At 70.6% G+C, this 15,952-nt stretch carries 11 protein-coding genes; 9 read left to right on the top strand and 2 right to left on the bottom strand.

All coding sequences use genetic code 11. The annotated features are described in order from the left end of the window. Positions 1 to 60 precede the first annotated feature (60 nt). The 6 genes from ABD169_RS14395 to ABD169_RS14370 all read left to right on the top strand — a co-directional run bounded on the left by ABD169_RS14395 (position 61) and on the right by ABD169_RS14370 (position 8,522). Positions 61 to 1,167 (top strand): ABC transporter permease, encoded by a 1,107-nt coding sequence (locus ABD169_RS14395; protein ID WP_046455705.1) that lies wholly within the window; start codon positions 61 to 63, stop codon positions 1,165 to 1,167. A gap of 1 nt (position 1,168) precedes the next feature. Next, entirely contained in the window at positions 1,169 to 2,248 is a 1,080-nt protein-coding gene (locus tag ABD169_RS14390) for an ABC transporter permease (RefSeq protein WP_046455704.1), read from the top strand. Then, on the top strand, positions 2,245 to 3,975 hold the full coding sequence (locus ABD169_RS14385) for an ABC transporter ATP-binding protein (RefSeq protein WP_344033329.1): 1,731 nt from the start codon (positions 2,245 to 2,247) through the stop codon (positions 3,973 to 3,975). Before ABD169_RS14390 ends, ABD169_RS14385 begins: the two co-directional genes overlap by 4 nt. Positions 3,976 to 4,171: 196 nt before the next feature. Beyond that, a complete protein-coding gene (gene hutU, locus ABD169_RS14380; RefSeq protein ID WP_344033327.1) occupies positions 4,172 to 5,899 on the top strand; it encodes a urocanate hydratase in 1,728 nt (575 codons plus the stop codon). Between the two features lie 181 nt (positions 5,900 to 6,080). Continuing rightward, the gene (gene hutI, locus ABD169_RS14375) at positions 6,081 to 7,307 is read left to right on the top strand and encodes an imidazolonepropionase (RefSeq protein WP_344033325.1); all 1,227 of its coding nucleotides are present in this window, start codon (positions 6,081 to 6,083) and stop codon (positions 7,305 to 7,307) included. A gap of 222 nt (positions 7,308 to 7,529) precedes the next feature. Beyond that, positions 7,530 to 8,522, top strand: a complete 993-nt coding sequence (locus ABD169_RS14370) for a DUF559 domain-containing protein (RefSeq protein ID WP_344033322.1) — start codon at positions 7,530 to 7,532, stop codon at positions 8,520 to 8,522. A gap of 113 nt (positions 8,523 to 8,635) precedes the next feature. Here ABD169_RS14370 and ABD169_RS14365 read toward each other — a convergent pair whose 3' ends face one another. Further along, a complete protein-coding gene (locus ABD169_RS14365) occupies positions 8,636 to 9,424 on the bottom strand; it encodes an IclR family transcriptional regulator (protein ID WP_046455699.1) in 789 nt (262 codons plus the stop codon). 150 nt (positions 9,425 to 9,574) lie between these two features. Further along, entirely contained in the window at positions 9,575 to 11,146 is a 1,572-nt protein-coding gene (gene hutH, locus ABD169_RS14360) for a histidine ammonia-lyase (RefSeq protein WP_344033320.1), read from the bottom strand. Between the two features lie 126 nt (positions 11,147 to 11,272). Here hutH and ABD169_RS14355 point away from each other — a divergent pair, with 126 nt between their 5' ends. The 3 genes from ABD169_RS14355 (at position 11,273) to typA (ending at position 15,931) form a co-directional block, all read left to right on the top strand. Further along, positions 11,273 to 12,292, top strand: coding sequence for an arginase family protein (locus tag ABD169_RS14355; RefSeq protein ID WP_084821111.1), 1,020 nt, complete (start codon positions 11,273 to 11,275; stop codon positions 12,290 to 12,292). Positions 12,293 to 12,343: 51 nt separating this feature from the next. Beyond that, complete coding sequence (locus tag ABD169_RS14350) at positions 12,344 to 13,783, top strand: amino acid permease (RefSeq protein WP_344033318.1); 1,440 nt, start codon at positions 12,344 to 12,346, stop codon at positions 13,781 to 13,783. Positions 13,784 to 14,020: 237 nt separating this feature from the next. Continuing rightward, positions 14,021 to 15,931, top strand: coding sequence for a translational GTPase TypA (typA, locus tag ABD169_RS14345; protein ID WP_046455696.1), 1,911 nt, complete (start codon positions 14,021 to 14,023; stop codon positions 15,929 to 15,931). Positions 15,932 to 15,952 lie beyond the last annotated feature (21 nt).

Raw genomic sequence — 15,952 nt, 5'->3', positions numbered from 1 at the left:
GGCTCCGCTCTTCGGGCGTGGCGGACGCATCTGCGCAGCACTGAAACAGCGATTTCGTTCATGACGACGCTCAACGCTCCCGCGGCCGAGGCCGCGTCACCGGGACCCGGCAAGGGCCCCGGTCCGAAGAAGCCCCGCGGCGGGGGAGGCGGCCTCGGCCGGTACATCGCCTGGCGGGCGATTCTCATCATCCCCACCGTGTTCATCCTGGTCACGATGGTGTTCCTGCTCATGCGGACCATCGGCGACCCGATCACCACTTCGATGGGCGGCAAGCTGCCGCCCGACGAGCTCGCGAAGCGGATCCACGAGGCCGGCTACGACCGGCCGATCCTCGTGCAGTACTTCGAGTACCTGGGCCGTATCTTCACGGGCGACTTCGGCACCACCATCAGCGACAAGCTGCCGGTCACCGAGGTCATGCTCACCTACGGCGCCGCGACCCTCGAACTCGCGATCTACACGCTCATCGTGGCGTTCATCGTCGGCATCCCGCTCGGCATGCTCGCGGCCCACTACCGGGATCGGGCCCCCGATGCCGGCCTGCGCGTGTTCGCGATCTTCACCTACGCCACCCCGGTGTTCTTCTCCGGTCTGCTGATGAAGCTCATCTTCGGCGTCTGGCTCGGTTGGCTTCCGACGAGCGGCCGCGCCTCGGTCGGCACCGAGCTGCAGATCTCGCTGCTGCCGGATCCGAGCGGCATCTACCTGATCGACGCCCTTCGGCTCGGCGATCCGGCCGCGGTCGGCGACGTGCTCGCGCACGCGATCCTGCCCGCCCTCACGCTCGGACTCATGACCGCGGGCGTGTTCCTGCGGCTCGTGCGCACGAACATGATCGGCACGCTCGGCAGGGAGTACATCGAATCGGGCCGCTCGCGCGGCGTGCGGGAGTTCCGGCTCGTCACCAAGCACGCGTACCGTCCGGCGCTGATCCCGATCATCACGGTGATCGGGCTGCAGATCGCGATGCTGCTGGGCGGCGCGGTGCTCACCGAGAGCACCTTCGAGTGGAAGGGGCTCGGATTCCAGCTGGCCCACTATCTGAGCGCGCGCGACTTCATCGCGGTGCAGGGGATCGTGGCGCTGCTGGCCGTGATCGTCGCACTGAGCAACTTCGTGGTCGACATCATCGCCGCGCTCATCGATCCGCGAGTGAGGTACTGAGATGACGACGGAAGCAATCCTGACCGCGCCCCGTCCCAGCAGCAAGGACCGCGGCTGGCGCACCTGGCCGATCATCAAGCAGCTGCGCCAGAGCGTCGGTCTGCAGCGGGGGATGCTGGTGACCGGTCTCGCGATCGTCGCCGCGTTCATCGTGCTCGCGGCGCTCGCCCCGCTCATCGCCCCGTTCGGCTTCAACCAGTTGTCCGGGCCGAGCGGCGACTTTGGCTCCCTCGAGGCGCCGTCGTCGACGCACCTCTTCGGGACCACGGTGGCGGGCTACGACGTGCTGTCGCGCGTCATCTGGGGTTCGCGCACGGCGCTGCTGGTCATCGTGATCGCGGTGCTCAGCTCGATCTTCGTCGGTACGCTGCTCGGTCTCGTCTCGGGCTACATCGGCGGAGCGCTCGACCGCGTGCTCACGGTCGTCACCGACGCGATCTACGCGTTCCCGTCGCTGCTGCTGGCGATCGTCATGTCGATCGTGATCTCCGGCGGGCAGTCGAGCCTGTGGGGCGGCATCTGGTCGGCCGCGCTGTCGATCACCGTGGTGTTCATCCCGCAGTACTTCCGGGTGGTGCGCAGTGAGGTCGTCCGCGTCAAGGCCGAGGCCTTCGTCGAATCGGCGCGCGTCGTCGGCGCGAGCCGCTGGCGGATCATGTTCACGCATGTGATGCGCAACTCCACCCGTTCGCTGCCGCTCGTGTTCACCCTGAACGCTTCGGAGGCGATCCTGACCCTCGCGGGCCTCGGCTTCCTGGGCTTCGGCATCGAGCCGAACTCCGCGGCCGAGTGGGGCTACGACCTGAACAAGGCCGTGAACGACGTGTCGAACGGGGTCTGGTGGACGAGCCTGTGGCCGGGCCTCGCGATCGTGCTGATCGTGCTCGGCCTGACGCTCGCGGGCGAGAGCCTCAACGATCTCGCCGATCCGCGGCTGCGCAGCCGCCGCCGGGTGAAGGCCGGCAGCGGTGCGGTCGCAGCGACCTCGGTCGGCGCGCTGCTCGCGGCCGAGCCGGTTCGGGGTGCGGCCGGAGCCGCGGCCCCCGATGGAACCACTGCGGACGAAGGGGGCGAACGATGAGCGCGACGACGCGGAACAGTGCCGAAGCAGTGCTCGAGATCCAGGATCTGGGCGTCACGTTCGCGACCGACCACGGCCCGGTGCGGGCCGTCGACGGCGTCTCGCTGTCGATCTCGCCCGGCCGCGTGCTCGCGGTCGTCGGCGAGTCGGGATCCGGCAAGACCGTGACCGCACGGACCGTGCTCGGGCTGCTGCCCGAGACCGCGGTGTCGCAGGGCGCGGTCGTGCTGCGCACCCGCGACGGCTCGGGATCGAACGAGATCCTGCGGCTGTCCGACGAGCAGCTGCGCGCCGTGCGCGGACGCGACGTCGCGATGGTGTTCCAGGAGGCCTCGACGGCGCTCAATCCGGTCTTCACGATCGGGTGGCAGATCGCCGAGGGCCTGCGGGCCCACGAGAAGCTCTCGAAGAAGGAGGCGCGCGCCCGGGCGATCGAGGTGCTCGGCCGCGTCGGGATCCCGGACCCCGAGGAGCGGGTGGACTATTACCCGCACCAGCTGTCGGGCGGCCAGAAGCAGCGCGTCATGATCGCGATGGCGCTCTCGCTGAACCCCGGGCTCATCGTCGCCGACGAACCGACCACCGCTCTCGACGTGACGGTGCAGGCCGAGATCCTCGACCTGCTGCGGAAGCTGCGCGACGACTTCGGCATCGCGATCCTGCTCATCACCCACAACATGGGGGTCGTGGCCGATCTGGCCGACGACGTCGCGGTGATGTACCAGGGAGAGCTCGTGGAGCAGGCGCCGGTGGCTGAGCTCTTCGCGAATCCGCGTGAGCAGTACACGAAGGATCTGCTCGGCGCGGTGCTGCGGCTCGGCGACCGGAGCATCCGGACCCGAGCCCGCGACGCGGTTCCCGACGGCGACTCCGCTGCGGGATCCGCTCGTGGCGAGGTGCTCGTGGCCGCTCAGGGCCTGGAGATCCAGTACCCGGGTCGGCTCGGTCGGCCGGGATTCCTGGCCGTCCGCGGGGTCGACTTCGAGATCGCGGCGGGCGAGGTCTACAGCCTCGTCGGCGAATCGGGATCGGGCAAGTCGACCATCGGCCGCGCCATCGCGGGGCTCACTGCGGCGACCGGTGGATCGCTGCGGGTGCTCGGGCACGAGATGGTGGGTCTGAAAGAGCGCAGGTTCCGCGCGGCCCGCCGCGACATCGGGTTCGTGTTCCAGGATCCGGCGTCGAGCTTCAACCCGCTGCTGACCATCGCCGACAACGTCGCCGAACCGCTCGTGGTGCACCGCATCGCGCGGAACCCCGCGGCGGCGCGGAAGCGCGTCGACGAGCTGCTCGAAGCGGTGCAGCTGCCGCGCAGCTACGGCGACCGGTTCCCGCACGAGCTCTCGGGCGGTCAGCGTCAGCGCGCCTCGCTCGCGCGCGGGCTCGCGCTCGATCCGAAGCTGCTGATCGCCGACGAGCCGACCTCGGCGCTCGACGTGTCGGTGCAGGCGCGCGTGCTCGAACTGTTCGCCGAGCTGCAGCGCGAACTCGGCTTCGCATCGCTGTTCATCACGCACGATCTCGCGGTGGTGGATGCGCTGGCCGACCGGGTCGGCGTGCTGTACCACGGCGAGCTCGTGGAGGTCGGCAGCTGCGCCGAGGTGCTCCGGGCGCCGACGCATCCCTACACGCAGCGGCTGCTGGCGTCGCTGCCCGTACCGGATCCGGCGGAGCAGGCCGTGCGGCGCGAGGCCGCCCGGCGCACGCGGGAGGTGCCGGGGGCCTAGGCCCGGTCCGCATCGAGCGTCCCAGCGCGACCCCCGCCCCGTTTGTCCGGTATCCCGGACGATGGTGGCGGGGGTCGCGTTGTTGCGGGCCTCCGGAGGGGATGGAATGGGAGCACTGCTGGCCGGAGCGACGCCGCTCGGCCGCAGGATCCGCTCCGCGGATCCCTCACCACAGACCCCTGCGAAAGGACCGATCATGGCTCTTCCCGGCGCCCGCCCCGTCCGCGCCCCGCGCGGCACTGAGATCTCGGCCAAGAGCTGGCAGACGGAGGCCCCGCTGCGCATGCTCATGAACAACCTCGACCCCGAGGTCGCCGAGCGTCCCGACGACCTCGTCGTCTACGGCGGCACCGGCCGCGCCGCCCGCAGCTGGGAGGCGTACGACGCCATCACCGAGACTCTGCGCGACCTGGAGGAGGACGAGACCCTGCTCGTGCAGTCGGGCAAGCCGGTCGGCGTCTTCCGCACCAACAAGTGGGCGCCCCGCGTGCTCATCGCCAACTCCAACCTCGTCGGCGACTGGGCGACCTGGCCCGAGTTCCGCAAGCTCGAGGCCGAGGGCCTCATGATGTACGGCCAGATGACCGCCGGGTCCTGGATCTACATCGGCACCCAGGGCATCCTCCAGGGCACCTACGAGACCTTCGCCGCCGCGGGACGCAAGCTCCAGGGCCAGAAGCGCATCGAGACCGTCGAGGGCAAGGGCTCGCTCGCGGGCACCATCACCCTCACCGGCGGCTGCGGCGGCATGGGCGGCGCGCAGCCGCTCGCCGTCACCCTGAACGACGGCGCCTGCCTCATCGTCGACGTCGACAAGACCCGCCTCGACCGGCGCGCGGGCAAGCGCTACCTCGACGAGGTCGTCGAGGACATCGACGAGGCGCTCGCCAAGGTGCAGCAGGCGAAGGACGAGAAGCGCGGCTGGTCCGTCGGGCTCGTCGGCAACGCCGCGGAGGTGTTCCCCGAGATCCTGCGCCGCCACCGGGCGGGCGAGGTCACGATCGACCTCGTGACCGACCAGACCTCGGCGCACGACCCGCTCTCCTACCTGCCGATCGGCTACACGGTCGAGGAGCGCCTCGAGCGCGCCGAGGCCGATCCCGAGCAGTTCACGAAGGACGCGCAGGCCGCCATGGCCGCTCACGTGCGTGCCATGGTCGAGTTCCAGGACGCGGGCGCCGAGGTGTTCGACTACGGCAACTCGATCCGCGACGAGGCGCGCAAGGGCGGCTACGACCGCGCGTTCGAGTTCCCCGGCTTCGTCCCGGCGTACATCCGCCCGCTGTTCTGCGAGGGCCTCGGCCCGTTCCGCTGGGCCGCCCTCTCGGGCGATCCCGAGGACATCGCGGTCACCGACGCGGCGCTCAAGGAGCTGTTCCCCGAGAACACCCACCTGCACAACTGGCTCGACGCCGCCGCCGAGCGGGTCGAGTTCGAGGGCCTGCCCGCACGCATCTGCTGGCTCGGCTACGGCGAGCGCCACCAGGCCGGCCTGCTGTTCAACAAGCTCGTCGCCGAGGGCAAGGTCAAGGCCCCGATCGTGATCGGGCGCGACCACCTCGACTCGGGCTCCGTCGCATCGCCCTACCGCGAGACCGAGGCCATGGCCGACGGCTCCGACGCGATCGCCGACTGGCCGCTGCTCAACGCGCTCACCGCGACCTCCTCGGGCGCGACCTGGGTATCGATCCACCACGGCGGCGGCGTCGGCATCGGTCGTTCGATCCACACCGGCCAGGTGTCGGTGGCCGACGGCACGGAGCTCGCCGCCGAGAAGCTCGAGCGCCTGCTGACCAACGACCCGGGCATGGGCGTGATCCGTCACGTGGACGCCGGCTACGAGCGCGCGGCCGAGGTCGCCGACGAGCGCGGTGTGCGGGTGCCGGTCAAGCCGACCATCCGCAACCACGACCGCGCCTGGTAGGCCGCGCCTTCGCCATCCTGCGCGAAACCCTCGTCGTCCTGCGAGAGGAACGAGTCGCAGGATCCCGGCCGAGCGCCGAGATCCTGCGACTCCTCCGTCGCGCAGGATGACGGGGATTCGTCATCCTGCGCGAGCTTGCGAGGCGCAGGATCATCGGCCGCACACCTGAGAGAGTGATCCCATGAGCAACACCCTGCTGATCAGCAACATCGGCGAACTGACGACCAACGACGACTCGGGTGGCGGTCGCCTGCGCGACGCCGCCGTCGTGATCGAGGGGGATCGGATCGCCTGGGTGGGAGCGTCGGCGACCGCGCCGGCGGCCGACGAGCACTTCGACGCAGCCGGGCGCGCGGTGCTGCCGGGCTGGGTCGACTCGCACACGCACATGGTGTTCGCGGGCGATCGCACGGCCGAGTTCGAAGCGCGCATGGCCGGTGAGTCCTACGCCGCGGGAGGCATCAACGTGACCGTCGGGGCCACCCGGGCCGCGACGGATGCCGAGCTGCGCGCGAACCTCGAGCGGCTCGTCGGGGAGGCCCGCCGCTGGGGCACCACGACGATGGAGACGAAGACCGGCTACGGTCTCACCGTCGAGGACGAGCTGCGCTCGGCGACGGTCGCGAGCGACGTCGTCGACGCGGTCACGTTCCTCGGTGCGCACGTGGTGCCGTCGGGCGCGGATCCGGGGGAGTACCTCGACCTCGTCACCGGCCCGATGCTCGACGCCGTCGCCCCGCACGTGAGCGCCGTCGACGTGTTCTGCGAGACCGGAGCGTTCGACGCGGCCGCGTCGGCCCGGGTGCTCGCGGCCGCGGCCGCGCACGGCCTTGCGACGCGGGTGCACGGCAACCAGCTGGGGCACGGCCCCGGCGCGCGGCTCGCGGTGGAGCATGCCTCCCTGAGCGTCGACCACCTCGGCTTCCTGTCGGACGACGACATCGATGCCCTCGCCTCGTCGTGGGGCGAATGGGCGGGAGGCACCGGTCGACGCGGCACCGTCGCGACGGTCCTGCCGGCGTGCGACCTGTCGACGCGGATGCCGTTGGCTCCGGCCCGCCGCCTCCTCGACGCGGGCGCGCAGCTCGCGATCGCGTCGAACTGCAACCCGGGAACCTCCTACACGAGCTCGATGGGCTTCTGCGTCGCGACCGCCGTGCTGCAGATGGGCCTCACGATCCAGGAAGCCGTGCGCGCGGCGACCTTCGGCGGTGCGCTCGCCCTCGGCATGCACGAGGACGGCTGGATCGATCCCCGGGGCGCCGCGCAGCCCGCGGTCGGTGCGATCCGGGTCGGTGCCCGCGCCGACCTGCAACTGCTCGAGGCCCCCTCCGTCACCCACTTGGCCTACCGGCCGGGCATGCCGCTCACCGCTGCGGTCTGGCGCGCCGGGATCCGCGAGGTCTGAGGCGGTTCTTCCGCGCGACGGCTGTTCTTCATCGAGGTGCCCCTCATTGGGGTTATCGGATCTCATAACCCCCAGACGGGGCACCTCGACGGGGCTCGGGCGAGGACGCGGGAGGTTCCGGGCGGGCGGGATATGGCCTCCACAGGCAGCATTCGCGCGGGCACGCTGTTCGCGCCTGGGGACAACCGAGTTTCGCCGGCGGGTGTCGGAGATCCTTGCCGAATGACACGAACTCCACGACCGCTTCCCGGCAGATACCCCAACCGTGCTCTCGCCTACTCGGACGCGCTCCGGCTCGGCCTGACGCCGGATGCCCTGCGGCATCGGCGATTCGCCCGCCCGCACCGTGGCGTCTATCGACTGAGGGAACCGACGCGTTCGAGCGCTGACGACGCGCCGGGCTACCTCGAAGACCGTGTGAGACATCGCGCCGAGAACTATGCGCCGCTGCTGCGTCCGGGCGAGGCATTCAGTCACACCACTGCCCTGCTCCTGCTCGGCTGCCCGATCCGGTGCATCGAAGAGCTCCACGTGACCGCGTCCGAAGGGCTCAACGGTGCCCGCGGCTCCGGCGTCATCGGGCATCGAACGAGCGGTCGACTGCGGGCGTCTCGCGACGGCTCGGGATTGCCACGAGTCCCGGCCGTGACGGCGCTACTGCAATCCGCGCCGCTCCTCGATTTCCGAGAGCTGGTCGTCGCCATCGACTTCCTGGTTCTCCCGCGCGGACCCACCTGGGACACAGCGCCGATGGTCGAGCATACAGCTCTTCAGCAGGCGCTGAGACGTAACTCGGGGCGAGGCGTACGCAGGGCGCGCGACGCGTTCGAGGTATCTCGAATCGGCGCGGAGTCGCGAATGGAGAGTCTGCTCCACTTCGAGCTGGCACGGCTGGGGCTCGACGACCTGGAGATGCAGGCCGAGATCTCCGACGAGGCCGGTCGATGGCTCGGGCGCTTTGATCTGGTTGATCGTGCGCGTCGACTCATCATCGAGTACGACGGGGAGCAGCACCGACTCGATCGTGAGCAGTACCTGCGGGATCAGAGCCGTCTGGATCGAGCCCGAGCCGCGGGATACCGGATTCTGCGTCTCCACCAGGAGGACTTCCGCCCGGGGAATCTTGCGCGGACCCGTGCCCGGCTCTGCGAGTTCCTCGGGCGGTCGCCGCGAACGCTCTCCGCAGCACTCGAACTGCGGTTTACCGAGGTCTGAGAATCCGGGTGGAGGGCCGACGCTCGGTGCCAGGTTGCGCGCGCGGGTTTCGTCGGCGGCACCCGCGCTCAGCGCGTGACACCCGTGCCCGGGCCGCGCGCTACGCCCGGGCGCTACACCCGCGCGCTGCGCCCGTGGATGCGGGTCGAGAGCGTCTCGGCCGTGCGGCGCACCTCCGCCGCGAGGCCGGGGTACGCGTCGTCGGGCACGCGCGATTCCGAGAAGGTGACCGCGATGGCGGCCACCGGCCAGCCGCGGTGGTCGAGCACGGGCACGCCGACCGAGGCGAGGCCCGCGGTGACCGAGCCGCGCTCGAGCGCGTAGCCGCGGGTGCTCGTGTCGTCGAGCACGGTGCGGAGACGCGAGTAGCGGTCGATGCCCTCGAGGTCCTCGTGACGGTGCACGAACGACTCCCGATCCGGGAAGAGTGCGCGCACCTGCGCCTTCGGCAGGGCGGCGAGGATCGCCCGCCCGCTCGCGGTGAGCTGCAGTGGCAGACGCACATCGACGTCGGTGATGAGGGGCGGGGATCCCGGCGCGCGCTCTTCGATCACGTAGAGCACGTCGCGGCCGTGCGGCACCGCGAGGTGACCGCTCATGCCGAGCCGGTCGACGAGGCCGGCGAGCAGGGGGCGCCCGATCCGCGTGAGGGGTTCCTGCCGCGCGTAGGCCGAGCTCAGCTCGACGGCGGCGAGGCCGAGCCCGTAGCGGCGCTCCTCGGGCAGGTGCATGACGAAGCCGTGCTCCTGCAGCGTGGCCAGCAGGTGGTAGACGGTGGATCGCGGCAGGCCGAGCTGCGTCGCGATCATGCTCGCGGCCATGGGGCCGCGCGAGCTCGCGAGCAGGCTCAGGATCCGCAGGGTCTGGTCCGCGGCGGGAACCTTCGGCGAGTCGTCAGACATCGTTCGTCCTCTCAATCACTGTTCCCCCAGTGCGGACCCCCGGCGCCCGGCACCGTTCCGGTGGCCCCGCCTCTGACGGGGCCACCGGGCATCGAGCGGGTCTCCCCGCACCGGTGCCTCTGCGGACAGTCTGCCCGCAGAGGCGCGGGCTCAGGCGAGCGGCGCGCCGAGTGCGCTCTCGACCGCGTCGAGCACGGCACCGCTCTCGACGAAGCGGTGCGCCGCAGTGATGGTCGGCGACAGGAACGAATCGGTGTCGGGCGCCGAGATCTCGGTGCGGAACAGGGCGTGCACCGCGGCCGTGGCGGGCGCCGGGGCGCCGTGCTCGGGCTGGGCGGCGCGGAAATCGAGCGCGCGGGTCGAGGTGAGCAGCTCGATGGCGAGCACGCGGCCGAGGCCGTCGATCGCGCGACGCAGCTTGCGTCCGGCGGCCCAGCCCATCGACACGTGATCCTCCTGCATGGCCGAGGACGGGATCGAGTCGACCGAGGCCGGGGCGGCGAGCCGCTTCAGCTCCGACACGATGCCGGCCGCGGTGTACTGGGCGATCATGAGGCCCGAGTCGAGGCCCGCGTCGGCCGCGAGGAACGGGGGCAGCCCGTGGTTGCGCGACACGTCGAGGAACCGGTCGGTACGGCGCTCGCTGATCGACGCGAGGTCGGCGACGGCGATCGCGAGGAAGTCGAGCACGTACGCGACGGGTGCGCCGTGGAAGTTGCCGTTCGACTCGACACGGCCGTCGGGCAGCACGACTGGGTTGTCGACCGCCGAGCGCAGCTCGATCGATGCGACCTGCGCCGCGTACGCGGCAGTGTCGCGGGCGGCGCCGTGCACCTGCGGGGCGCAGCGCAGCGAGTACGCGTCCTGCACGCGGGTGAACACGCCCTCCTGCGGGCGCTGGATCAGGTGCGAGTCCGCGAGCACCGCGGCCATGTTGGCGGCGGCGGCGGCCTGACCCGGGTGCGGGCGCAGCGCGTGCAGGTCGGCGGCGAACACGGCGTCGGTGCCGGTGAGGGCCTCGACCGATGCTGCCGCGGCGACGTCGGCGATGCGGAGCAGATCGGCGAGGTCGGTGAGCGCGAGGCTGAGCATGCCCAGCATGCCGTCGGTGCCGTTGATGAGGGCGAGGCCCTCCTTCTCGACGAGCGAGATCGGCTCGATCCCGGCCGCGGCGAGGGCCTCGGCCGCGGGGATCGGGGCGTCGTGGGGATCCTGCGAGACGCGCACGTCGCCCTCGCCGAGCAGCGTGAGCGCGCAGTGGGCGAGGGGGCTGAGGTCGCCCGAGCAGCCGAGCGAGCCGTACTCGTGCACGACGGGGGTGATGCCCGCGTTGAGGATCGCGGCGTAGGTCTCGGCGACGACGGGGCGCACACCGGTGCGGCCCGAGGCGAGGGTGTTGAGGCGGAGCAGCATGAGCGCGCGGACGACCTCGCGCTCGACCTCGGCGCCGGTTCCGGCCGCGTGCGAGCGGATGAGGCTGCGCTGCAGCTGCTGGCGCTTCTCGACGGGGATCTGGACCTTGGCGAGCGCGCCGAAGCCGGTCGAGACGCCGTAGTGGGGGCGGGTGTCATTCGCGAGGTCCTCGATGACCTGGCGGCTGGCGGCGATGCGTTCGAGGGCGCCGGCGCCGATCTCGACGCGGGCGTCCTTGCGGGCGACGGAGACGACGTCGGCGATGGTCAGGGAGGCCTCGCCGAGGATCACGGGTGCAGTGGTGTTCATGGTTTCGATCCCACCGCACGCGCGGCCCCGGCGGCAGGGCGTGCGCCCGCGAACCGTCCGGTATCCCGGACGGGCTCCGCGATCGCACCCTCCGAACCCGCCGTCGAATCTTGCTACGGTCGCCCCATGAGCACTGACGCCATCACCGCAGCCCGCGCCCTCGCCGCGCGTCCCGCCGTCGATCCGAAGGGATTCGAGACGGCCGCAGCCGCCGGCCTCTCCGTCGACCCGGCCTGGCCGCGAACGGGAGGCTGGCCCGCCGACTCCGGTCAGGAGGTCGACCTCGCCCTCGTCGGGATCCCGGTGTCGCAGACCTCGCTCTCGCCGACCAACGCGCACGAGACGCCGGCGGCGATCCGGGCGGCGCTGCGCCGCTACTCCGGCCACGCGGTGACCGAGGGCGCGCCGGGCGCGCGGGGAGACGAGGCGGAGCTGATCCTCGAGGAGGCTCTGCGCATCGTCGACGCGGGGGATCTGCACGACCCCGATTCCGAGGCGGGGGAGCGCGCAGCGACCGAAGCGGTCGCCGAGCTCGCGCGCCGGGCGCAGCTCGTCGTCGCGCTCGGCGGCGACAACTCGCTCACGGTGCCGGCCGCGCTCGGCGTGTACGGTGACGAACTCGGCACCGCCGGGCTCATCACCCTCGACGCGCACCACGACCTGCGCGATGGCCGCAGCAACGGATCGCCCGTGCGCCGCCTCGTCGAAGCGGGGCTCGATCCGCGCCGGATCGTGCAGATCGGCATCGCCGACTTCGCGAACTCGCGCGCCTACCGGCAGCGGGCGAAGGACCTCGGCATCACCGTGATCCACCGCGACGAGCTCCACGACCGGCCGCTGCGCGATATCGTCGCAGAGTCGCTCGAGATCGCGGGCGCCGCAGGCGGCCCGATCCACGTCGACCTGGACGTCGACGTCTGCGACCGCTCGGTAGTGCCCGCCTGCCCTGCGTCGATCCCCGGGGGCATCCAGGCGCACGAGCTCCGACGCTTCGCCCGGCTCTTCGCAGAGGACCCGCGCGTGCGCGGCATCGACCTCGCCGAGATCGACGCCACGGCGGACTCCGCCGACGGTCGCACGGTGCGCCTCGCGGCGCTCTGCGTGCTCGACGCCGCGGTGGGCCTGGCCCACCGCCTCCAGCGGTAACTCCTCCGCTCAGACCGACGCACGCCGATCGCAGACCCGAAGGACCCGAAGATGGACACCACGCTCGATACGGGTGCGCCCGCACCCACCGCGCTGAAGCGCGGCCTCACCGCCCGGCACATCCGCTTCATGGCGCTCGGCTCCGCCATCGGCACGGGCCTGTTCATGGGCTCCGCCGGCGCGATCCAGGCCGCCGGCCCCGCGGTGCTGCTCGCCTACATGATCGGCGGCGCCGCCGTGTTCATGGTGATGCGCGCGCTCGGCGAGATGGCCGTCCGGCATCCGGTCTCCGGCTCGTTCGCCCAGTACGCCTCCCGCTACGTGGGGCCGTTCGCCGGATTCCTCACCGGGTGGACCTACACCTTCGAGATGTTCGTCGTGGCGCTCGCCGACGTCACCGCGTTCGGCGTCTACATGGGGTTCTGGTTCCCCGACGTCGAGCGGTGGATCTGGGTGCTCGCGGTCGTCTTCTTCATCGCGGCGCTCAACCTGATCAGCGTCAAGGTGTTCGGCGAGCTCGAATTCTGGTTCTCGCTCATCAAGATCGTCGCGATCATCCTCATGATCGCGGGCGGCATCGCGATCATCGTCTTCGGCATCTCGACGCAGTCCGAGAACGCCGCGGGCCTGCACAATCTCGTCGACCACGGCGGCTTCATGCCGAACGGCGTCTGGGGGCTGCTCGCCTCCTTCACCGTCGTGATGTTCGCGTTCGGCGGCACCGAGGTGATCGGCATCACCGCGGGCGAGGCCAAGGATCCGAAGCGCGTGATCCCGAAGGCCATCAACTCGGTCCCGGTCCGGATCCTGCTCTTCTACGTACTGACGCTCGGCATCATCATGTGCCTGCAGCCGTGGAACACGATCGACGGCAAGGCGAGCCCGTTCGTCTCGATCTTCGAGACCCTCGGCCTCACCGGTGCCGCGCACGTGCTCAACGCCGTGGTCATCACCGCCGCGCTCTCGGCGATCAACGCCGACATCTTCGGCGCCGGGCGCATGCTGCACGGTCTCGCCGAACAGGGGCAGGCACCGCGAGCATTCATGCGCGTCACCCGCACCGGCGTGCCGTGGTTGACCGTGGTCACCATGGTCGGCGCGCTGCTCCTCGGCGTCGTGCTGAACGCGCTGTTCCCCGACCAGATCTTCTTCCTCATCGCCGCCCTCGCGACCTTCGCGACGGTGCTGGTCTGGCTCATGATCCTCGTCGCCCACGTACGCATGAAGCGGGAGATCGTGCGCGACGGCCGCCTGCCGAGCGAGTTCCCCGTGCCCCTGTGGCCGGCGGCCTCGATCGCGACGATCGTCTTCATCGGATTCGTCATCGTGATGATCGGCGTGATGGAGGACACCCGGCCCGCGCTCGTGGTCGGGATCATCTGGATCGCGCTGCTGCTCGTCGGGTACTTCGCGCTGGTGCGCGGCAAGGGGCGGCAGCGGCACGAGCTCGTCGATGAGACGGCTCCGATCGGCGTGATCGTCGACGACTGAGCCGCCCGCGCATCCGAGCGCGGATCCGGCGGGTGATGTGCGATTCACCTCGATCCGTGTCAATTGTGCGTTCGCCGGGCGTTTGAGTGCGGATCCGGCGGGTGATGTGCGATTCACCTCGATCCGTTACAATTGCACGTCGGCCTTGTGACGTCCGGCGCGTTTCGCGTGCCTCCGATGTCCCGGCATCCCGCTCCGCCGACGCCGTCTCTCCGTCTCGTTAGGACACCACTGCTTATGGCTCTTGCCACCCGCGAAGACCTCCGGAACGTCGCAATCGTCGCGCACGTCGACCACGGCAAGACCACGCTCGTCGACGCCATGCTGCGCCAGACCAACTCCTTCGACGCGCACGCCGAGGTCGACGATCGGGTCATGGACTCGAACGATCTCGAGCGCGAGAAGGGCATCACGATCCTCGCGAAGAACACCGCCATCTCCTACGAGGGCGAGCACGCGAAGAACGGCCCCATCGTCATCAACGTGGTCGACACCCCGGGTCACGCGGACTTCGGCGGCGAGGTCGAGCGCGCGCTGTCCATGGTCGACGGCGTCGTGCTGCTCGTCGACGCGTCCGAGGGCCCGCTGCCCCAGACCCGCTTCGTGCTGCGAAAGGCGCTCGAGGCGCACCTTCCCGTGATTCTCGCGGTGAACAAGACCGACCGTCCCGACGCCCGCATCGAGGAGGTCGAGGGCGAGGCTCAGGACCTGCTGCTCGGCCTGGCCTCCGACCTCTCCGAGGATCACCCGGACATCGACGTCGACGCCGTGCTCGACGTGCCGACCGTCTACCTCTCGGGCCGCGCGGGCGCCGCGTCGCACGAGCGTCCCGGCGACGGCGAGCTGCCGAACAACCCGGATCTCGAGCCCCTGTTCGAGACCATCATCGAGCGCGTCCCCGCGCCGAGCTTCGATGACGAGCACCCGCTGCAGGCGCACGTCACCAACCTCGACTCGTCGCCGTTCCTCGGCCGTATCGCGCTGCTCCGCGTGCACAACGGCTGGATCCACAAGGGCGAGACCGTCGCGTGGGTGAAGCAGGACGGCACCGTCCAGAACGTGCGCATCACCGAGCTCATGCTCACCAAGGCGCTCACCCGCTACCCGGCCGAGAAGGCGGGCCCCGGCGATATCGTCGCGATCGCCGGCATCGAGGACATCACCATCGGCGAGACCATCGCCGACGCCGAGGACGTGCGCCCGCTGCCGACCATCACGGTCGATGAGCCCGCCATCTCGATGACCATCGGTGCGAACACCTCGCCGCTCGTCGGCAAGGTCAAGGGCCACAAGCTGACCGCCCGCATGATCAAGGACCGCCTCGATCGCGAGCTCATCGGCAACGTCTCGCTCCGCGTGCTCAACACTGAGCGCCCCGACGCCTGGGAGGTGCAGGGCCGCGGCGAGCTCGCGCTCGCCATCCTCGTCGAGAACATGCGTCGAGAGGGCTTCGAGCTGACCGTCGGCAAGCCGCAGGTGGTCACGAAGCAGGTCGACGGCAAGACCCACGAGCCCTACGAGCACCTCACGATCGACACCCCCGAGGAGCACCTCGGCGCGATCACGCAGCTGCTCGCGGCGCGCAAGGGCCGCATGGAGAACATGGTGAACAACGGCACCGGCTGGGTGCGCATGGAGTTCATCGTCCCGTCGCGCGGCCTGATCGGCTTCCGCTCGGAGTTCATGACCACGACCCGCGGCACCGGTATCGCGAACGCGATCTCGCACGGCTACGACGAGTGGGCCGGCCCCATCGTCACCCGCAACAACGGGTCGATCGTCGCCGACCGCGCGGGCGTCGTCACCCCGTTCTCGCTCATCAACCTGCAGGAGCGCATGACCTTCTTCGTGCAGCCCACCGCAGAGGTGTACGAGGGCATGGTCATCGGTGAGAACTCGCGTTCCGAGGACATGGACGTGAACATCACCAAGGAGAAGAAGCTGACGAACATGCGTTCGTCGACGGCCGACTCCTTCGAGTCGATGACCCCGCCGCGCGTCCTGACGCTCGAGGAGTGCCTGGAGTTCGCCCGCGAGGACGAGTGCGTCGAGGTGACCCCCGAGGTCGTCCGCATCCGCAAGGTGGAGCTCGAGGCGAGCCTGCGCGCACGCGCGGCGTCGCGTCTCAAGCAGCAGCTCGCGAAGTAACCCGCCGAGGCCCGCAGCGCG

Source organism: Leucobacter iarius, from assembly GCF_039530105.1.
Classification (GTDB): domain Bacteria; phylum Actinomycetota; class Actinomycetes; order Actinomycetales; family Microbacteriaceae; genus Leucobacter; species Leucobacter iarius.
Note: the sequence above shows the minus strand (reverse complement) of the source record. Positions and strands in the feature narration are given on the sequence as shown.